Source organism: Sphingomonas sp. IC-11 (assembly GCF_021043365.1).
GTDB lineage: Bacteria > Pseudomonadota > Alphaproteobacteria > Sphingomonadales > Sphingomonadaceae > Sphingomonas.
Genome location: NZ_JAJNDU010000002.1, coordinates 412,813 through 431,652 on the forward strand (window position 1 = coordinate 412,813; position 18,840 = coordinate 431,652).

An 18,840-nucleotide genomic window follows, 5' to 3' on the forward strand; every position below is an offset into this window, starting at 1 on the left:
TGGCCCTAGGAAAGGTGTGCGTGCCGTTGTCACAGTTTGTGGTGCCAGATGATGGGGACGATTTGGCACGGGCATGGGCACGGGTGCGGACCAACCTGCGCGAGTCCGCCGGTGCGCGGCTGTTCGATCAGTGGCTGAAGCCGATGCGGTTGGGCGACAGCGGTGATCATGACCGCGTCAGCCTGACCCTGCCGTCGGCATTCATGACGAACTGGGTCCGCAGCCATTACGCCGACCGTCTCTTCCATGAATTTCGCGCGGTCCTGCCGCACGTTCGCGCCGTAACCATCGAGACCGCCCCGACCCGTGAGGCCCCGGCCGTGATCACGATGACGCCAGCTGCGGCTCCCGCGCCAGTAGTAGCGGCTCCTGCCGCTTCAGGCGGCGGAGCGGCAGGAGCTCATATCGGCGGTTCGGACGTTGAGCGCCCGGCATTGGAGGCGCGCTACACCTTTGAGCGCTTCGTCGTGGATGCATCGAACCGAGTGGCGTTCAATGCGGCCAAGGCGCTGGCGGAGCCCGGCCCGGTGCGGTTCAGCCCGCTGTTCCTCCATTCGGGGACAGGCCAGGGCAAGACCCATCTCATGCATGCGATCGGCCATTCCTTCATGGCCGCGGTGCCTGGTGCCCGTGTGATCGCAATGTCGGCCGAACGCTTCATGTTCGACTTCGTGGCCGCGTTGCGCGCCCGCGATACCTTTGCGTTCAAGGCACGGCTTCGCTCGGCGGATCTCCTGCTGATCGACGATCTGCAGTTCATCGCGGGCAAGGACGCGACCCAGGAAGAGTTCTTCCACACCGTCAACGAAATCATGACAGCAGGAAAGCGGCTGGTGATCTCCGCTGATCGCTGCCCCCAGGCACTGGATGGTATCGAGCAGCGCATCATCGGGCGCATGGCGATCGGCCTGGTCGCCGATATAAAGGCGCCCTCGCTCGAGCTGCGCCGCACGATCCTGGATCGCAAGATGGCGGACCTGACCGACACGACGGTGCCGTGCGATGTCCTCGACATGCTCGCGGCCCGAATCACCGGCAACATCCGTGAACTGGAAGGCGCGCTGAACCGGGTGGTCGCTTATGCGCAGCTGACCGGAGAGACGATCGACCTGGACTTTGCACTCGCGACGCTCGGCGACGTGCTGCGCGGTAGCCAACGGCGGGTAACGATCGACGAGATCCAGAAGCTGGTCTCCACCCATTTCGATCTGAAGCCGATGGACCTGATCTCCGCACGCCGGGCGCGTGCGGTGGCACGGCCGCGGCAGATCGCCATGTACCTTTCCAAGCGGCTGACCACGCGCTCGCTTCCGGAGATTGGTCGGAAGTTCGGCGGACGCGACCATTCCACCGTGATCCATGCCGTGCGCCGGATCGAGGAGCTGCGGGACAGTGACCGCGAAGTCGACGGCGCGGTGCGCACGTTGATGCGCGAACTCGAGGGCTGAGGCTTTCGCCTTCTCCGGGGGAGTGACAGGCGAACCGTCGAGGCGGAGCTTGCCGGATTGCGGGTCAGCTCGCGAGAAATAGCCCGCCCGGAAGAGCCACTATCGCGTCGTAAAGCAGGCGATCGAGGGCGTTATAGGCATCGATCGCCTCAACGTCCTCATCGCTAAACAAGGGGTCGGCTCCCCGGGCGACATTGATCTGCGGAACGCCGCCAATATCCGGTAGTTCGATCAACCGACCGAATTGCGCCAGATGATCGTCCAGCCGCTCCTGAAGGCCGACGAACATGAAGTCGCGTTTGATGATCGCGAGGGCGGCAGCGACCTTTGACTCATCTTGGTCCGGCATCACGTCCGGCGCGGCGGCGAGCTCATCCCAGTCGCCGCGCCACAAGGCCGAGGGAAGGCCGAACCCTGTGTAGCGCGGAAAGCGGCCGTCGATCGCTGGCCAGCGAACCGGCTCTGGCGGTGCGCCGAGGATTTTGGCCAGCATGAGATTGCCCGGAATGATCCCCTTGCGCAGCAACTGCGCGGTCGACCAGTTGGCGAATGGCGTGTCCCGCAAGGGCGCATTCGGCGGAGCGATCAAGAAGTGGTGGTGGGAGCGAACCCGATCCCGCGGTGCGCGCAGAATGGTGGCATAACGACAGGGCCAGCCGATCGCCTCGCCAAATCCATGGCTGACGTGAGATATCAGTATCTCTGCATCGCGTAGCAGCGGGGCGAGGCGGGCCGCTGTTACAGGGTCGCCAGCCTGACCTTCCACTACGGCGCGCGCCCCGATGCTGACGACAGCGCGATCAGGAAGTGCTCGCTCCAGCACCCGGCGCACAGCAGTGCCCGCCGTTTTGGGAATATGGATAAAGGTGATCCTGGGCGCTGCCATCCGGCGGTACTGCCGTGCGACGGATCTTGCACCGGGTGCGCGACGTGCAACCATGGTTAGGGGCGCGCCGCGGCGAGCTTCGTGCGCAACGGTTGACGCCCAGCGGTCCGCGAGCGCTGTTTCCAGATGGCGTCCTTCAAAGAGCGCGAGATCGTGGAGAAAGCGCGCGTGATCGCCCTCGCTGCGCAAGCGCCCTCGTGAGGCGCTTTCCTTGTGAAGCAATTCGGCGGTGGGCGTGCAGACGGAGCGAAGGCCGAGTTCCTCCTTCACACGCATGCAGAAATCCACATCGTTGAAGCCGAGCGGGAAGCATTCTGAGAAGCCGCATATCGCCTCGAACACTGATCGACGCACGGCGAGGCAAGCGCCGGTTACGGCTGGCTGCGTGCGAAGCGATCGGAGGTAGAACGGCGCGGTGCCCCGCGGCGCTGCGCGAAACGGGTGGAGCGGGCTGCCGCGCGAAGAGAAGACGACTCCCACATGTTGCATGGTCCCGTCGGGGAACCACAGGGTAGGACCGGCCACCCCCACTTCGGGTTGGCTGGCGAGCCCGACCAGTTCGGCCAACCAGCGTTCCGACGTGACCTCAATATCGTTGTTGAGAAAGCAGAGGACTTCCGCGTCCGTCATCGCCGCCGCACGATTGTTCAGGCGAGACCAGTTGAAGGGGCCGTCATCGCGCAACACGCGGGCCAACCCCTCAGCCTGGAGCCACCGCAGATAATCGAGCGTCGCTTGCTCCTCCGAACCATTGTCGACGACGATCAGCTCGAAGGATGGATAGGCAGTCCGATCAAGGACCGAGCTGATACAGGAAGCGATCAGATCAAGCCGGTCACGGGTGGGGATGATCAGCGCGACCCTGGGCGCTGGATCGGGAACGCGGGCATGAACGGCATAGCCCGGAGTGTCGTGCATCTTCGTGCGGCGCCAGTGCCCGCGCACGGATCCCTGCTGCTGCTCGTAAAACGCTGGTACCGCGCGCCGGTGGAACAGCACTTCGGGAACATGCGCGATCACTGCTTCCGATAGATCGGTCAGCAGGCGAACGCCGCAATCCGGATCCTTCAGGGATGTGCCGGCGGTCGCAAAGGCGCTTGGCCGGGCCGCCACAAGGGTAGCCATCTCAGGTTGTGCCCGGGCGAAAAATGGATCGGGACCCGGAAGGAAGACGCGGCTGTGACGCCCGGTTTCGTCGATGTGGTCGAAATCCGCATAGACGCAGGCGAGCGCTGGATTGCGCACGAAAGCGCCAGCCAGGAAGATCAACGCGTGATCGGCGAGGCGCCCGGTTCGGGGATCCCAGTGTAAGATGAGGTCTGTAGGCGGGGCCGACGCATCAACATCGGGCGTGAAGAGGTGCCAAGCCGGGTAGGGCTGGGACATCAGCCAGCTGTAGGCGTCCTCAGCGACGTCGGTGGGCGTATCGTTCGGCAGCAGCACGCCGACGCTGGGGTGGAGTGGCCAGTCGTGAAGACCAGTGGCGGCAGCGCAATCAGCGGCGTCGGTAAAGGTGTCGCAATGCAACGCCCAATCCCGATAGGCCGTCCGCGTCGCCAGTTCGTCGGCACAATTGGCCTCGTCACGAAGCTGGCGTTCGACGGCTTTGTCGAGCAGCTCGGCATCGGCAATGGAAACGGGGATCGGCGGACTCTGGCAGTGATCAGGGCCCAGTCGTGTGCCGAGGCCAATCAGTTCGGCAGTAACATCGACCCGATAGTCGCCGGGTTCGATCGGGGCCGTCGCGTCGAGCGCCACCATGCACGAGTTGCCGGGCTCCAGCGGGTAGGGCAGCAGAACGGTTACGGCATCGCGGATCGGAACGGTCGTGGGCGGGATCCGGCGCCAGCGCGCGCGCAGGCGAATGCCGCCGGGATCTGCGGCTTCGATTCGGGTGGCTCCCTGGTTCTCGACCGTGGCGAGCAGGGTGATGGCCGACCCAGGCAGATAGGCGCCCGGTGGAGGCGCTAGCGTGATGCGGCACTGAGCCGTGGACGAGGCGGGATCCGTCGCTTCGTGTGGGGCAATGCGGATGCTGCCTCGCGCCGGCTTGAACGTGCGCCCGCGCGTGAATGGGAGTGAGGGGGCCAGGATGAGCGAACAGAGCAGGGAATGTTCGCCGGGGGTCTGTGGGACGTCGATCTCAATGTCGAAGGTTCGCTCGGCGCCCGGTGGTACGGTTTCCGGCAGGGGAACTCGTTTGATGTGGCCGCCCAGATCTATCCGCAAGGTCACTTCGCCCGTCCATGCGTACGGGGAATCGTTGCGAACGGTGATCGGCAAAACTTCGGAGAGGCCGGCGCGAAACGGGTGCGGCATATCGCCGAACAGGATAGAACCGGCCGCAAACGCGGCGAGATCGGCCGCCAGTGCGGGCACGTCGGCCAAGCCCTGACAATCGTCACCGTCTAGGACCAACCGAATGGCGTGCAGGCCCGGTGGAGGTGCGGGAAGCCGCTTGCGGACAATCGGAGGGGGCACCCGCGCCTCCCCGGCGGTAAATTCGTGTGTGCCGACGAGGACCTGAGTGCCGTCCTCACTCACATACGAAATGATCAGCGTGCAGGGCCGGGCGGTCCCTCGAAGGAGTTCCTGGAACGCCGGCGGAAGAGAGAGGTCGAAAACGCGGTCATGATCGCGCGGAACGATGATCGGCCCGTCCATCCCGCCCCAAACTCCATCCCTGCCGCAAGGGCCGCCCATCACCGCCTGCTAAGGTGTTGGCGCCCGCACGTCCATGACGTGGTGCAGCTGCGCAGTTTCGAGGAAAGATCCGATTCCAAGCGGTTCCCAGGAGCGCGAATTGCAAAGTCCTGAGAATCGGCGCTAGTCACCGCTCGTCTGCTCGCACTGGGTGGGTAGGGAATGGCTCCGGGGAGCAGCGACGCATCCGATGCGTAAAACAATTGTCCTGCATATTGGCGCGTCGAAGGCGGGATCATCGTCCATCCAGGCCTTCATTCGCCGCAACCGGTTCGTGCTTGCGCGTCTTGGTTACGCCGTTCCGGACGTGTCGCTCGCGACGGGAGACCGCATCACTGGCGATCATGTTTTCGCCCTGGAGGCGCTTGCCAAGGATCGCAACGCCAGCGGGTTACGCGATCGGATCGATGCGGTCTTCGATGGGGCGCGTCCGAATACGCGGGCGGTGCTACTGTCTGCGGAGAACCTCTCGAATCTGGGAAACAGCGCGCTCATCGAGGGGCTCGCCGCCCATTATGATCTGCGCATCGTCATCTATTTGCGGCGTCAGGATGAGTTGCTGACTTCCGCCTGGCAGCAGTGGGCGTCCAAGGTGGAAACCGACTTTCACGCCTGGTTGATCCTGGCGCTCAAGCAGTTCGGCCATTGGGACAAGGTGCTCGCGGAATGGGAGGCGCAAGCCGGTCCCGCGGCGATGGTGGTCAGAGTATTCGATCGCGAAAGCTTCGTCGGAGGTGATCTGCTGCGCGATTTTGTCGATGCGATGGGGCTAGGCGAGCATACCGATGCCTTTGATTATCAGCAGTCGGATTCCAACAAATCGGTCAGTGATGCGGTCACGATGATGGTCGCTGGCAATCGCAATATTTTTGCCGATGTCCATGACAACAGATTCTACGCCGGACTTAACGACCTGACTGGCGATGCGCTGGTCGAGAAACAAAAGCTGTCATTGCTGACCAAGGCGCAACGCGACAAGATCATCGAGTTCTATCGCCCGGTCAATGAGGCGGTCTGCCGGAAATACTTCCGTGGACGCTCCAGGCTTTTTCCTCACGTTGACCACGAAAAGTACCGATATCTTTCGGGCGACCAGCTGTTCGATGAAAAGCTTCGCGTGGTCATGACCATCGTCGCCGCCCTCGTCAAAGATCGGCGCCGCTGAGCGTTCGCCGTCGCGTATGCTATGATGGCGAGGTCGGAGGGAACGGCCTCATCAGAGGCGTGAACAGCTTGGGGATTGATCCGTCGGGGAATTCGGCCGTCCGGAGCCGATGATCCGCGTCATCTAGCGCCCGCATGACCGATGTAATCGCAAGTTTTTCGAACGACTGAACCCGGTTCGCCAAGCGCCGCGCATCGGCCCGACCAGAAGCGCTACGACGATCGCGCCGGCGCAGTCATGCGCGGTTCGAAGCGGGCCCGCAGATCCACGATCCGGAGCCACGGTCGCGGCACATCAGTGCTGCGGGACAGCAATAAGCGGGACAGGTCGGGTTGACCTTTGCGGGGTGCGCGGGGATGAGCGCTATGGGGTCGTCCGGCGGGGGAGATGCGTATTCGTGGACGAAAATGCGCCTATCCAGATCGTGAAGGCTGACGCACGTCAGTGGATCGTCAAGCAGTTTGATTCCGCGTTCTACCGCAAGCAATTGCGGGAAGCGGGGGTTCATCCGCTGCCGCAGCGCGCCCTGCGCCACTATCTGGAGGAAGGGTGGATCGCGGGCTTTGATCCGTCGCCGCGATTCTCAACGGAACTATATCTCGCGCTGCACGAGGATGCTCGGGCGGCTGGATGCGCGCCGCTGGAGTATCACGCCTCAATCGGCCGCTTTCGCGGTGCCGAGATCCCGCCGTCGGACCGAAGCGTTGGTGCTGGCATCGCCTCCGTAGAGACGATGATGTCGCAGCTGCGCGAGCTCTTCGACGAAGAATATTACCGCGAACAGCTGCCGCTGCCATTCGACGGCGATTTGCTGGAACATTACCTGCAGAGCGGCTGGCGACAGGGGCTTAACCCGTCGCCGTCGTTCGAAACCGAATATTATCTCGGCGCCAATCCTGATGTGGCAGAGAGCGGCATCAACCCGCTGTTACACTTTGTCCGGCATGGCCGCGCTGAGGGAAGGCGCACGGCTTGCCCGCCCGGCGAGGAAGCCAACAAGGAGGATCCTGGCGACGCAGCCGTCAGCCAGCAGGAGCCGATATCTCAATCGTTGCCGGAGGGTGATCCCGCAGCAGCCCTGTTCGACCCGGCATATTACGCTGCCCAGCTTGAATCGGTGCCGGATGGCGCCTCGCTGTACCGCCACTTCATGGACAGCGGCTGGCGCCAGCGGCTGGATCCGTCACCGGATTTCAGCACGTCCTATTATTTGGAAACCAACCCTGAAGTCGCGGCGGCGGGAATTAATCCGTTTCTTCACTGGGTAAATTATGGGCGGTACGAAAAGCGCCCGGCGGTACCGTATCACCGTCAGCCCGACTTCTCACCGCTCGTGTCGGTGATCGTCCCGAATTACAATCATGCCCGCTTCCTGGAGCAGCGGCTCCAATCGATCTTCGCCCAGACTTACCGCAATATCGAGATGATCGTGCTTGACGATGCCTCAACCGACGACAGTCGGGAGGTGATCGCCCGATTGCTGGAGCAGTGCCCGTTCCCGTGTCGAATTGCGTTCAACGACCGTGGAACCGGCAGTCCATTTCGCCAATGGCAGCGCGGTCTCGCGATGGCCCAGGGCGAGCTCATCTGGATCTGCGAAAGCGACGATTTCGCAGACAGCCGGTTCCTTGAACATCTTGTGCCGGGCTTTGCTGATCTTTCGGTCAAGATGGCGCTTGGTCGTATTGAGTTCTGCCGCGCGGATGGCACGCCGACGGCCGGAATGGCTGGCTTTCGCGATGGTGCGGAGCCAGGAATCTGGGACAAGGAAGTGGTCCGCCCGGCGGCCCAATGGTTTCGGTCAGCCTTCGCCAAGCGCAATATCGTCACGAATGTGGGTGGGTGTGTCTTTCGCAACCAGCAGGTCGATGACGAGATCTGGGATCGAGCCGCGCAGTTCCGGATCGCGGGGGACTGGTTTCTCTATATTCACCTGCTCGGTGGCGGGAAGCTTGCCTATCATCCAGATGCCATCAGCTACTTCCGCCAGCACGAGGCGAACACGTCCGCGCGCAACTTCGACAAGCTTTATTACTATGAAGAGTGCTGGGCCGTTCAGCAGGAGATCCGCCGTTTCTGGCGTGTAGATGAAGCGGCCGGCGTCCGGTTCGTCGAAGATCTGGCGCACCAGTACAAGCATTTCGCCGTGGACCGGGAGCATGGCCGTTTCGAGGATCGCTATAGCACCGCTTCGCTGATGCCGACCGGCAAGCGGGCGCCGCACATCGCGATCGGCTTCCTGGGCTTTGAGACCGGGGGAGGGGAGTTGTTCCCGCTTCTTCTCGCCAATGAATATGCACGGCAGGGCTTGATGGTATCGCTGATCGCGGCGAACCTGACCGACCGCAATGACGACATGGTGGCGCGGCTCGACCCAAGGGTGGCAGTCTATTCACGCGACGACATGTTTCCGGCCGGGCCGGCGGCTCTGCTCGACCGCGCCGGCTTTGATGTTATCCATTCGCACAGCGTGCTGATCGAGAACCTGTTCTTCGAACGGGGCGGGGTGCTTAATAGCCCCTATGTCGTTTCCATGCACGGATCGCACAACCTTCCCGGCGGTGCGCTTGACCGACTGTTGTTCCGTTCGCTGCGGAACGTCGATTATTGGGTCTATACCGCCGAGAAGAACCTTGATGTCTTCGCCGGCATTCCGCTTGATCGAACCCGTTTCATCAAGATGGCGAACGGCATGCCGCGCGACCTGCGGGAGGTGCCATTCACGCGAGCGAGCCTGGGCATCGGCGAAGATGCGACGGTGTTCACCTTCGTTGCCCGGGGGATTCAGCGGAAAGGCTGGCGCGCGTCGGTCGAGGCGTTCCAGATGCTCAAGGCGCGCCATCCCGATCGCGAAATGCACCTGCTGATGATCGGAGAAGGACGGTTTGCCGATCGCTCGCGGGAAATCGCCGCCGGCGATCCTGCTATCCACTATCTCGGTTACCAATCCTGCATCAACGGCATTTACCGCATGAGCGATTGCGCGCTCGTGCCCACCCGATTCGAAGGAGAATCGTTCCCGTTGTGCGTCATTCAGGCGCTACAGGAAGGTTGCCCGGTGCTGGGCAATGACGTGGGTGAGATCCGCAGCATGTTGACGTCCGACAAGGGCGTTGCGGGTGCCGTCACGAACAACATGCGCGACACCGCTGGCTTTATTCACCTTGTCGCCGAAACCATGGAGCAGTTCCTAGACCCTGATTTTCGCGCGTCCGCCCGCGAGCTGACGGCGGAGGTGGCGGGCCGCTTCAGCATGGAAGCCTGTGCTGCCGCTTATCGCGCCTTGTACGATCAAGCGATCGCGATGCGCCCATGAATGTCGCCGGGCGCGGCGCGGTTGTTGTCGGCGGCGGCTTTATCGGTAGTGCTGCCGCGCGGGCCCTTAGCGCCGACGGCTGGGCGGTAACGCAGATTACCCGGGCGGGTTCGGCACCGGCCTTGCCGAACGTTGACCGAGTGCTGATCGATCATCGCTCGCGGGCGGTGCTGAACCATCTCGCGGGCGCCAAGGTGGTCGTTCATGCGACAGGCGAGATGTTGCCCGCCTATGTCCCGGACGATTTCGCCGCCGCCTATGTCGAGCAGGTGGCGCCGATCATCACGCTGGCGGAGCGTGCGCATCAGGTTGGCGTCGGGAAGATGCTGTTCATTTCCTCGGGTGGAACCGTCTACGGGCCCAAGGCCGCCGTGCCGGCACATGAGGAGAGCCCAACCGAGCCGAACAATGCCTACGGCTTTCTGAAGCTTCAGACCGAGCATGCGCTTCGTTTTGTCACGGCATGCACCGGCATGCCGACGCTGTCGCTGCGGGTGGCCAATCCCTACGGTCCCGGTCAGCGCACGGACCGTGCGTTCGGCTTTGTCAGCACCGTGTTCGAGCGCGCGTTACGAGACGAAGAGGTGGTGATCTGGGGCGACGGGGAAACGACGCGCGACTTCTTGTTTATCGAGGATCTCGGCCGCGCGATTGCCGCTGCTGCGGCCGCAGCCCCGGCCAGCCCGGTGGTGAACATCGGATCCGGCAACGAAGTCTCGCTAAATCATATATGTTCGCTGGTTGAGCAGGTGACTGGCCGCCGAGTTCGGCGCATCTATCAACCCCCTCGCTCCGTGGACGTACCACGCAGTGCATTGGCCATCGAACGGGCGCGGGCGGAGCTTTCGTGGAAGCCGCAGGTCACGCTGGAAGATGGCTTGCGGCGCATGCTGGAGGCGCGGTGATGAGAGCCGAACGGCGAGCGATCGTCCATATCGGTCACCGGAAGACCGGGACGACGTTCATCCAGAATCACTTCCACGCGAATCGCGCGGCGTTGTTGAATGCAGGGGTGCTCTACCCCTTCGAAGAGGCAAATCATTCTTTTGGCTTGTCCGGTATTTTCCGCCAGGATCATGCAGAACAAGCTCCGACACCGCGTGATCGATATGCTTCGGATCCGGAGCGTGCCCGCACGGAGCTGGACCGGGAACTCCATGCCTCGGAATGGCACACGTTGGTGCTGTCCGGTGAAGTGCTGACCGGCTTTTCCCGGCGTGAGCTGGAGGCATTTTCGGATTGGCTCGGTCGGCATGTTGCGCACGTCCAGATCGTCTTTGTGGTTCGCGACCCCGTCGAATGGGCGGTCAGTGCAGCGCAGCAGCATCTGAAAACCCGCAGCGATATCGATGCCGTGTTCGACAGGCCCGAAGCTGCACACTGGGCCAACATAATCAAACGCTATCGGGCAGCCTTTGGTCGGCGCGCCGTGACGGTGCTGGAATATGAAGCGCTGGCCGCGGTGCGCGAACGCTTTGCCGCTCAGTTTGCGCTCTCGGCCGGGCTGGGCGCCAACATTGCCGCCATCGTTCAGGGCGATGGAACGACGGTGAACGAATCGCTTTCAATGGAAGCCGCGCTGATGCTCGGGCGCTACAATGCACGGGTGCCCGAACTTCAGGATGGTCGGCGCAATCCGGCGCGCAGCGGAACTGAATCACGGGCGTTCGCGGGACTTCCCGGTCACAAATTCGACCTGCCGCAAACAACACGTCTGAAGGCCCATGCGCAGAGCAGGCAAGACGTGGCCTTTCTCGCACGTGAGTTCGGGATCACCCGGTATTCCTATCCCGCAAGTGACGTCCCGCCGAGCCGCTACACGGAAGAAGTGTCGGTTGAGTTCCTTGATGCCCTGACGGACCGGTTGGTGAGCCACCAGGCGGACGCGTTGGCGACTCGCCTCCTTCTGGATCGGCAGCGACTGCGCAACAAGGGTGACAGGGCCGGGGCGGCGGCTGCACTCGAGGCGGCGGCAACCCGGTTTCCCACTGATGAACGCGTGATCCGCGCCGTCGCCGCTCGGGAGGCGGCGAAGGAGCGGCAAGGCTGACGCTGCCCAGGCGTGAGCTTGGTCGGCAGCTGCCGCTGCCGACCTCTCGGGTTCGATCAGACGTTGAAGCGGAACAGCATCACGTCGCCGTCGTGGACGACATATTCCTTGCCTTCCTGCCGCAGCTTGCCCGCCTCGCGCGCACCAGCTTCCCCGCCGAGAGCCACGTAATCGTCATAGGCGATGGTTTCGGCCCGGATGAAACCGCGCTCAAAGTCGGTGTGGATTTCACCCGCCGCCTGAGGTGCCTTTGATCCCGCAGGTACGGTCCACGCCCGTGCTTCCTTCGGGCCCACCGTGAAAAAGGTGAGCAGGTTCAGCAGCTTGTAGCCCGCGCGGATGACACGGGCGAGGCCGGTTTCCTCAAGGCCCAGTTCGCCCAGGAACATGGCGCGGTCCTCGGCCGGCATGGTTGCGATCTCGGCTTCGATGGCGGCTGACACCACCACTGCTTCGGCCCCTTCGGCGGCGGCCTTTTCAAAGACGCGGGCGCTGTGGGCGTTGCCAGTGGCGGCGTTCGCTTCTTCGACGTTGCACACGTAAAGCACCGGCTTGGCAGTGATCAGCTGCGCCTGGGCGAAGACACGCGCTTCTTCCACGTCCTTGGGCTGGGTAAGCCGCGCCGGCTTGCCTTCTCGCAGGAGCTCAAGCGTTTGCCCGAGCACGCTGGCGCCGATCTTCGCTTCCTTGTCGCCCTGCTGACCCTTTTTCACCAGGTTCGGTACGCGCTTCTCAAGGCTTTCCAGATCAGAAAGCATGAGCTCGGTTTCGACGGTCTCCGCGTCGGCGATCGGATCCACCTTGCCCTCGACGTGGGTGACATCGCCATCCTCGAAGCACCGCAGAACGTGGACGATCGCATCCACCTCCCGAATGTTGCCGAGGAACTGATTGCCCAGACCCTCACCCTTGGATGCGCCGCGCACCAGGCCGGCAATGTCCACGAAGGCGAGCTGAGTTTCGATGATCTTGGCAGACTTGGCGACCTCGGCGAGCTTCTGGAGCCGCGGATCGGGAACGCCAACATTGCCGACGTTCGGTTCGATCGTACAGAAGGGGTAATTGGCAGCCTGCGCCGCCGCCGTCTCCGTCAGCGCGTTGAAGAGGGTGGACTTGCCCACATTCGGCAGGCCCACGATGCCGCAGCGGAAACCCATGATCGATCCTTGGTAAAGCTTTGGGGGTAGATAATGTGCTGCGCCCTACCGCGCGACGGGCTGCCGCGCCACCCTGTGCCGTTGCCCTGTAACGGCTGTGCGGGCGTGCTGGGGCGGCGGAAAGGGGCTGCTTCTTCCGCTACCAGCGATAGTTGAAGCTGACGCTGATCCGATCGCTCTTGGCCGTGCTTGGCATGACTTCGTGCCGCAGCCAGCTTTCCCAAAGGAAAATTGTCCCCGGCGCAGGCACCGCATGGACGAAGGTGTCGTCACGTGGCGGGGCCGCCATCATCAGGCCGAGCCTCGGGTCTTCGAGCCGGAGCGCTCCCGACCCGGGCGGCACGGTGACATAGGCAGTGCCCGACACGACGCTATGTGGGTGGATGTGGCCGCTGTGCGCGCCGCCGGGTTTCAGGAGGTTCACCCACAGGCTGTCGAGCTTGAGCTTGCGACCGCCGAGTTGAAATCCGGTTGCCTCGGCAAAGCGCGTCACGTGCCGGTCGAGATGGCGCTTCAGGTCAGCGAACGCCGGGTCGCGTTGCGGCAGGTCGTTGAGCGAGGCGTAGGAGGTATAGCCGCGATAGCCATGCTCCTTCGACCAGCGGCGGCCGGCGGTGTCGTCTGCCGCAAGCGACCTAACCGAATCCTCCAGTTCCTCCAGCAAGGCGGCATCGCCGAGATCGCCTTCGTAGAAATGGGTGGGGAATAGCGCGCGGACGGTCATGACCGGGCGGGTAGGGGCAGTGGCACGTGTTGCCAAGCGCCGCCGCTACCCAGGACGCCGGTGCGGAGGCGCGGGTGGCTCAGACGGGCGACCATTCGACCGGCTCCTCGCCTTCATCGTCGTCACCGACAGTCGCGTGATCCGGGCCGATCGCCTCCAGCAGCTTATCGAGCACCCAATCGACGCCAGTTCCGCTGGCCCCCGACAGCGGGATCACCTCCGCGCCGCTCGCCTCCTCCAGTTCCGCCGAAAGCGCCGCGATGAGTTCGTCGTCGAGCGTGTCGATCTTGTTCAGCGCGATGACAACCGGCTTCTCGTCGAGCCCGGCGCCATAAGCCTCGAGTTCTTCGCGTACGATGCGGTAGCTCTCGCCCACGTCCGTATCATTGGCGTCGATGAGGTGGAGCAGGACCCGGCATCGTTCGATATGGCCGAGGAAGCGATCGCCAATTCCCGCGCCCTCGGCCGCGCCGGCGATCAGGCCGGGAATATCGGCGATGACGAATTCCTGGCTTTTATGACGCACCACGCCCAACTGCGGCCGGGTGGTGGTGAAGGCATAAGCGCCGACCTTCGCCTGCGCGTTGGTCACCGCATTGATGAAGGTCGATTTTCCCGCATTGGGCAAGCCAACCAGCCCAGCATCGGCCAGCAGCTTCAGCCGCAACCAGACCCAGGCCTCCTCATTCGGCCAGCCGGTGCCGTGCTGGCGCGGCGCGCGATTGGTGGAGGTCTTGTAGCTGGCATTGCCGCGGCCGCCATCGCCGCCGCGCAGAAACACCTCGCGCTGTCCCACGCGGGTCAGATCCAGAAGAACCGTCCGCTCTTCGTCGTCGGCCAGCACCTGTGTGCCGACCGGCACCTTGATGACCAGATCCTCGCCGCCAGCTCCCGTGCGATTCGAGCCGGAGCCGCCATGGCCGCGCTCGGCCCGGAAATGCTGGGTGTAGCGGAAATCGATCAGGGTATTCAGTCCGGCAACCGCTTCAAAAATGACGTCGCCGCCCTTGCCGCCGTTCCCGCCATCCGGACCGCCATATTCGATGAACTTTTCACGCCGGAAGCTGACCGCACCGGGACCACCGGCGCCCGAGCGGACGAAGATCTTTGCTTGATCAAGGAAGTGCATGGCCGCCGCTTAGCGCTTTAGCGCCGGTAAAGCGACATCGCCGCGCATCGCGAGCGCGCCCTGGTGGAAGCGGGTAAGAAAAACGTGTCATGCGGGGCCATGTTCGACGCCGTCCTGCTTGCCGTGCTGCTGATCAACATCGCCGCCGTGTTCGCCTTTTGGTCGGACAAGCGGCGGGCCATCGCTGGCGAGCGGCGCATTTCCGAGGCCACGTTGCTGAAACTGGCGCTGCTGGGCGGATCACCGGGGGCGCTCGTCGCCCGGCAGGTCTTTCGGCACAAGACCCGCAAGGAGCCGTTCTCCACCCGGCTGCTGCTGATCGTGTCAGTGCAGGCTGGTGTCGGAATCGGCCTGCTCGTCCTGTAGCGGCTATTTGCGCCGATCGGCCAGCAACATGCCGCGGGCAAGCTGGCGCGCGGTGTCGCGGGAGAGGCCGAGCGCCTTGGCCATTGGAGCGCCGAGCAGCGCATCCCCCAGGGCCATCAGGACGAGCTGGAGCGTTTCCTCCCGGATCGGAGCGCCGCTATGATGATCCTGCGCGAGATCTTCGACCAGGTCGTGAATGGCGGTGAGAATCGGATCGAGCGCGTTTTCGTTACCAGTCAGGATCATCCAGCTGGCAAGCGCGCCGGCACCGTTCCGCCCGAAAGCGTCAAAGGTCAGATCCACCACCTCGGCGGGATCCTCCGCTTCACGCGAGCGGAGGACCGCGGCCTTGATGGTGCCGACGATCCGCGCCGCGAGATCCTCGATCAACGCCTTCTGAAGACCCTCGGCCGAACCGAAATGATGAAGGAGGTTGGCATGCGTCCGCCCGATCCGCGCGCCGACGGCCTTAAGAGTGACCGCCTGCGGACCGACTTCCACCAGGAGTTCGCGCGCCGCGGAGAGTGCGGCGCTGCGCGATTCCTCGGGGCTCATGCGACGGCGAAGCGGGGACACGGACATCACGATGGCTGTCGGCGCATCGGCAATGTTTTGCAATGCTTTGGTTTGTTGGCCGGGGCAGGGGAAAGGGGCGCATTGGCACGGGCGAGCGCCGTGCCGTTCCATTGTCTGAGGAGCGGCACGGGTCGCCAGTGCGTGCGAGGAGGGGAGGGCAGTCGTTCAGGCGGCGATCGCCATTCGGACCGGCGATTCATCCTCCTGGGCCAGATCAAGCGCGAGAACTGCGCTGTCGACGTCACGCCCCTGCGCCAGCGAATAACTGGGCTCGCGCCGTATCTCGCGAAAGCCGAGCTTCTCGAGAACCCGGCGCGAGGGGAGATTGTCGAGGTGATGGCGTGCCTCGATCCGGCGAACGGGCAACGCGTGCCGGGCCATGTCGACCACCGCGCGGGCTGCTTCAGTGGCATAGCCGCGTCCCCACGCCGAGGGCGTGAGCCAATAGCCAAGCTCCATCACGCCGCTGCCCTGATCGGTCAGCCCGATGCCGCCGACCAGCCGGGGATAGTCGCCCTCGTGTGTCAGGACGAAGAAGCGCGCATCGGTGGCGCTGCGCGGTATCGCCAGGAACGCCTCGGCATCGCCCCGAGTGTAAGGCCAGGGCAACCGGGCAAGCTTCATCGCCACATCCTCATGGGCAATGGCCTCAAGGAGGCTCGCCGCCTCTTCCGGCCATCCCGGCCGCAACGTTAGTCTCTTTGTCCGCGCGAACATTTGCGCCCTCCTCGCCTGACGCGCCGCTAGCCGGGCCCGATGACGAGCCGGCGACAGCACGGTGAATTGAGGGAGCAATAAAAAAGGGAGCCTGGGCGGACCCGGCTCCCTTGTCTGGTGGCTGGCCTCCCTAGCGGAGGCTCCGGATCGCCCTGGTGGGCAACCCGGATGGTCGCCCGATGTTATTCTGCCGCCTCGGCAATCATATCGACCGAACAGAATTTGCGGCCGAGCTTGCCCTCGTGGAACACCACGCGGCCGTCGACGAGCGCAAAAAGAGTGTGGTCCTTGCCGATGCCGACGTTACGGCCCGGGTAGAACTTGGTCCCGCGCTGACGCACGAGAATGTTGCCAGCGATCGCTTCCTGACCGCCGAACTTCTTCACGCCAAGACGACGACCGGCCGAATCACGACCGTTACGCGACGAGCCGCCTGCTTTCTTATGTGCCATTGTGCTTGCTCCTTACGCTTCGCGTTATGCCTGCGCGCCGATCGACACGATCTTCAGGATCGTGTGGTTCTGGCGGTGGCCGTTGCGGCGGCGATAATTGTGACGGCGACGCTTCTTGAAGACGATGACCTTCTCACCCTTCGCCTGCGCGATGATCTCGGCAGCGACGGTGAGTCCGTCGGTCGGCTTCAGCTCCGAACCTTCGCCGGCCAGCAGCACGTCGCTCAGCGTAACGGAGGCGCCGGCATCGCCCTCCAGCTTCTCGACGACGATCTTGTCTCCGGCGGCAACGCGATACTGCTTGCCGCCCGTGCGCACGACTGCGAACATGGCCTGACTCTATCCAAATGCTTGTGCCCGGACCGGACAACCGGGCCAGGAGGAACGGCGCAGCTAGTAGAATCGCTGCGCATTGTCAACGCGCGGGTGGCGCTTGAGCGCTTCTCTAGTGACGATGTTCGCGCTTCAGCAGGTAACGCCCATCGCTGAAGCCATTGAACAGGCCGGCGATCGCCGGGTGATCCACGGGCTCCTCGCTTTCATCATGAACGAGGTTCTGCTGGCTGACGTAAGCGACGTACGTCGATTCGGCGTTCTCCGCGAGCAAGTGGTAGAACGGCTGGTCCTTGCGCGGGCGAATGCTCTCCGGGATCGACTGGTACCATTCCTCGGTGTTGGCGAAGACAGGATCGACATCGAACACGACGCCGCGGAAATCGAGCATGCGATGCCGCACCACATCGCCGATAGAGAATCGCGCGTGTGCTACGGCCGGCGCATCAAGGACGCCGTCGATCAAGGTGTGGCTGGTGGCAGCTGACATGTCGTCAATCTAGTAGATGTTGCGCGCTGCACAAGCAGGCGCTTGCGTATCCCGAACAACCGCGTTAGAGGCGCCGCCTTCGATCGCCCGGTCCGCCCCTTGAAGCGCCGGAAGCCTCTGCGGAGAGGTGCCAGAGTGGTCGATTGGGACGGTCTCGAAAACCGTTGTGCCTTTACGGGTACCGTGGGTTCGAATCCCACCCTCTCCGCCACGGCTTTCCTAACCGATTGTTGTCCCTCAACTATCTCGCAAATCGTCGCTTTTTCACCGTCCGGGTGCTACAAAGTGATGCTACAAAATGCGGTTGATGGCGCATGTGCGAAGATCGTCTGATGGTCGATTCGAAGTGCGAGTTGTCGTCCCAAAAACCCTCCGATCGACGATCGGAAAGACGAACTTGACGCAGCGCCTCGGGCGGCTTTCGAAATCGGACATCAATCGTCGCGCGGCCCCGGTGATAGAACGATTTCAGGAGCAGATTGAGCAGGCGCGCTTGGGCATGTTCGTCCGTCGATTCGACTTGCCCACGAATGCCGTGAAAATCGTTTCGACGATCAACCAGCCCGCGCCGATGTATCTTCCACTAATGGCCTTGTTCGGCGGCTATAATGTAACTGGACAGTGCCTGGAACGCGGATGAAAGCCTAGGAGACGCATCAGGTGCCGTTAAGTGACGCGGCTTTATCGATCCTGGCTTGATCCAAACCGGAGACTCTGAAGCTCAGCGCCTGGCCTTTCCTGCGCGGCGTGGTGGAATGATGTCGGACATGGCAATGTCGCAGCTGCTGAAGCGCATTCGCCGCGCGGACATCGCGGTGCACGGCTTCCGGTCAACTTGCCGTGACTGGGCTGGGGAGGCCACCAACTTCGCTCGCGAGGAAATTGAAATGGTGCTTGCTCGTACCATTACGTCCGCCACAGAGCGCGGCTATCGCCGAGGTCGCGCGCTCGACAAACGACGGGAGCTAATGGCGGCTTGGGCCGATTACTGCGCTGGCACCAGTGACGCCGCTCATGAGTAGCCCGGCCACAGCCGATAACCTCATCGCGCTCGTTGATGACCGAATTGGGGGGGGGAGCGGCCAGTCCGGTTTCGGGCGGTCGACCGCGGTAAGCTCCCGCTCATTCAGGAAGCGGCACAGACGGGCACGAACGCCAGTTGAGGGTGGATTGCAGACCGGCCGTTTTGAAGCGCCACATCAGCTAGAGCGGTCCTTCGTTCAGGCTCAGCGAGGCAAGCCACGCGCGTCCTTCTAGGCCGTTCAAACGGCTAATTCGGGGGTCACGAGAGTTGCAGTTCGTTTAGGCTGCCCAATGCCCGGCTCTTC

At 63.2% G+C, this 18,840-nt stretch carries 17 protein-coding genes and 1 tRNA gene; 9 read left to right on the forward strand and 9 right to left on the reverse strand.

Translation table 11 applies throughout. The features are described 5' to 3' along the window. Positions 1 to 20 precede the first annotated feature (20 nt). Entirely contained in the window at positions 21 to 1,448 is a 1,428-nt protein-coding gene (gene dnaA / locus LQ954_RS10580) for a chromosomal replication initiator protein DnaA (RefSeq protein WP_231023008.1), read from the forward strand. Positions 1,449 to 1,512: 64 nt separating this feature from the next. Here dnaA and LQ954_RS10585 read toward each other — a convergent pair whose 3' ends face one another. Then, positions 1,513 to 4,998, reverse strand: coding sequence for a glycosyltransferase (locus tag LQ954_RS10585; protein WP_231023009.1), 3,486 nt, complete (start codon positions 4,996 to 4,998; stop codon positions 1,513 to 1,515). Positions 4,999 to 5,188: 190 nt separating this feature from the next. Between LQ954_RS10585 and LQ954_RS10590 the strand changes: the two genes are divergently transcribed. From LQ954_RS10590 to LQ954_RS10605, 4 genes are all read left to right on the forward strand, one after another. Next, the gene (locus LQ954_RS10590) at positions 5,189 to 6,202 is read left to right on the forward strand and encodes a hypothetical protein (protein ID WP_231023010.1); all 1,014 of its coding nucleotides are present in this window, start codon (positions 5,189 to 5,191) and stop codon (positions 6,200 to 6,202) included. A gap of 397 nt (positions 6,203 to 6,599) precedes the next feature. After that, complete coding sequence (locus LQ954_RS10595) at positions 6,600 to 9,518, forward strand: glycosyltransferase (protein WP_231023011.1); 2,919 nt, start codon at positions 6,600 to 6,602, stop codon at positions 9,516 to 9,518. Next, positions 9,515 to 10,423 carry an NAD-dependent epimerase/dehydratase family protein gene (locus LQ954_RS10600; protein WP_231023012.1) on the forward strand — a complete coding sequence of 303 codons (909 nt, stop codon included), beginning with the start codon at positions 9,515 to 9,517 and terminating at the stop codon, positions 10,421 to 10,423. The genes LQ954_RS10595 and LQ954_RS10600 overlap by 4 nt, the downstream gene beginning before the upstream one ends. Continuing rightward, positions 10,423 to 11,568: a hypothetical protein gene (locus LQ954_RS10605; RefSeq protein WP_231023013.1), complete on the forward strand. Its 1,146-nt coding sequence runs from the start codon at positions 10,423 to 10,425 to the stop codon at positions 11,566 to 11,568. The genes LQ954_RS10600 and LQ954_RS10605 overlap by 1 nt, the downstream gene beginning before the upstream one ends. 56 nt (positions 11,569 to 11,624) lie before the next feature. Here LQ954_RS10605 and ychF read toward each other — a convergent pair whose 3' ends face one another. The 3 genes from ychF to obgE all read right to left on the reverse strand — a co-directional run bounded on the left by ychF (position 11,625) and on the right by obgE (position 14,578). Continuing rightward, on the reverse strand, positions 11,625 to 12,725 hold the full coding sequence (gene ychF / locus LQ954_RS10610; RefSeq protein ID WP_227771628.1) for a redox-regulated ATPase YchF: 1,101 nt from the start codon (positions 12,723 to 12,725) through the stop codon (positions 11,625 to 11,627). A 139-nt stretch (positions 12,726 to 12,864) separates the two neighbouring features. Then, positions 12,865 to 13,449, reverse strand: coding sequence for a TIGR02466 family protein (locus LQ954_RS10615; RefSeq protein WP_227771912.1), 585 nt, complete (start codon positions 13,447 to 13,449; stop codon positions 12,865 to 12,867). 79 nt (positions 13,450 to 13,528) lie between these two features. After that, positions 13,529 to 14,578: a GTPase ObgE gene (gene obgE / locus LQ954_RS10620; RefSeq protein WP_227771627.1), complete on the reverse strand. Its 1,050-nt coding sequence runs from the start codon at positions 14,576 to 14,578 to the stop codon at positions 13,529 to 13,531. A gap of 99 nt (positions 14,579 to 14,677) precedes the next feature. On the opposite strand from obgE, the gene LQ954_RS10625 reads away from it, so the two are divergent. Next, entirely contained in the window at positions 14,678 to 14,944 is a 267-nt protein-coding gene (locus tag LQ954_RS10625; protein ID WP_231023014.1) for a DUF1294 domain-containing protein, read from the forward strand. 3 nt (positions 14,945 to 14,947) lie between these two features. Here LQ954_RS10625 and LQ954_RS10630 read toward each other — a convergent pair whose 3' ends face one another. From LQ954_RS10630 to hspQ, 5 genes are all read right to left on the reverse strand, one after another. Beyond that, positions 14,948 to 15,526, reverse strand: coding sequence for a TetR/AcrR family transcriptional regulator (locus LQ954_RS10630; protein ID WP_227771625.1), 579 nt, complete (start codon positions 15,524 to 15,526; stop codon positions 14,948 to 14,950). A 159-nt stretch (positions 15,527 to 15,685) separates the two neighbouring features. Next, positions 15,686 to 16,210, reverse strand: coding sequence for a GNAT family N-acetyltransferase (locus LQ954_RS10635; protein WP_231023015.1), 525 nt, complete (start codon positions 16,208 to 16,210; stop codon positions 15,686 to 15,688). A 209-nt stretch (positions 16,211 to 16,419) separates the two neighbouring features. Then, positions 16,420 to 16,689 (reverse strand): 50S ribosomal protein L27, encoded by a 270-nt coding sequence (gene rpmA, locus LQ954_RS10640; RefSeq protein WP_066780771.1) that lies wholly within the window; start codon positions 16,687 to 16,689, stop codon positions 16,420 to 16,422. A 24-nt stretch (positions 16,690 to 16,713) separates the two neighbouring features. Next, positions 16,714 to 17,019, reverse strand: a complete 306-nt coding sequence (gene rplU / locus LQ954_RS10645) for a 50S ribosomal protein L21 (protein WP_066780773.1) — start codon at positions 17,017 to 17,019, stop codon at positions 16,714 to 16,716. A gap of 115 nt (positions 17,020 to 17,134) precedes the next feature. After that, the gene (gene hspQ, locus LQ954_RS10650; protein WP_227771623.1) at positions 17,135 to 17,512 is read right to left on the reverse strand and encodes a heat shock protein HspQ; all 378 of its coding nucleotides are present in this window, start codon (positions 17,510 to 17,512) and stop codon (positions 17,135 to 17,137) included. Between the two features lie 121 nt (positions 17,513 to 17,633). On the opposite strand from hspQ, the gene LQ954_RS10655 reads away from it, so the two are divergent. The 3 genes from LQ954_RS10655 to LQ954_RS10665 all read left to right on the forward strand — a co-directional run bounded on the left by LQ954_RS10655 (position 17,634) and on the right by LQ954_RS10665 (position 18,534). Further along, positions 17,634 to 17,723 (forward strand) — tRNA-Ser (locus tag LQ954_RS10655). Positions 17,724 to 17,909: 186 nt separating this feature from the next. Next, positions 17,910 to 18,152, forward strand: a complete 243-nt coding sequence (locus tag LQ954_RS10660; RefSeq protein WP_231023016.1) for a hypothetical protein — start codon at positions 17,910 to 17,912, stop codon at positions 18,150 to 18,152. A gap of 127 nt (positions 18,153 to 18,279) precedes the next feature. Next, positions 18,280 to 18,534, forward strand: a complete 255-nt coding sequence (locus LQ954_RS10665) for a hypothetical protein (RefSeq protein ID WP_231023017.1) — start codon at positions 18,280 to 18,282, stop codon at positions 18,532 to 18,534. Positions 18,535 to 18,840 lie beyond the last annotated feature (306 nt).

Excerpts from the sequence above, each read along its gene's own strand:
- LQ954_RS10585 (WP_231023009.1), bottom strand. The coding sequence starts at position 4,998 with ATGGACGGGCCGATCATCGTTCCGCGCGATCATGACCGCGTTTTCGAC.
- LQ954_RS10600 (WP_231023012.1), top strand. The coding sequence starts at position 9,515 with ATGAATGTCGCCGGGCGCGGCGCGGTTGTTGTCGGCGGCGGCTTTATC.
- LQ954_RS10605 (WP_231023013.1), top strand. The coding sequence starts at position 10,423 with ATGAGAGCCGAACGGCGAGCGATCGTCCATATCGGTCACCGGAAGACC.
- ychF (WP_227771628.1), bottom strand. The coding sequence starts at position 12,725 with ATGGGTTTCCGCTGCGGCATCGTGGGCCTGCCGAATGTGGGCAAGTCC.
- LQ954_RS10615 (WP_227771912.1), bottom strand. The coding sequence starts at position 13,449 with ATGACCGTCCGCGCGCTATTCCCCACCCATTTCTACGAAGGCGATCTC.
- obgE (WP_227771627.1), bottom strand. The coding sequence starts at position 14,578 with ATGCACTTCCTTGATCAAGCAAAGATCTTCGTCCGCTCGGGCGCCGGT.
- LQ954_RS10625 (WP_231023014.1), top strand. The coding sequence starts at position 14,678 with ATGTTCGACGCCGTCCTGCTTGCCGTGCTGCTGATCAACATCGCCGCC.
- LQ954_RS10630 (WP_227771625.1), bottom strand. The coding sequence starts at position 15,526 with ATGTCCGTGTCCCCGCTTCGCCGTCGCATGAGCCCCGAGGAATCGCGC.
- rpmA (WP_066780771.1), bottom strand. The coding sequence starts at position 16,689 with ATGGCACATAAGAAAGCAGGCGGCTCGTCGCGTAACGGTCGTGATTCG.
- rplU (WP_066780773.1), bottom strand. The coding sequence starts at position 17,019 with ATGTTCGCAGTCGTGCGCACGGGCGGCAAGCAGTATCGCGTTGCCGCC.
- hspQ (WP_227771623.1), bottom strand. The coding sequence starts at position 17,512 with ATGTCAGCTGCCACCAGCCACACCTTGATCGACGGCGTCCTTGATGCG.
- LQ954_RS10665 (WP_231023017.1), top strand. The coding sequence starts at position 18,280 with ATGGCAATGTCGCAGCTGCTGAAGCGCATTCGCCGCGCGGACATCGCG.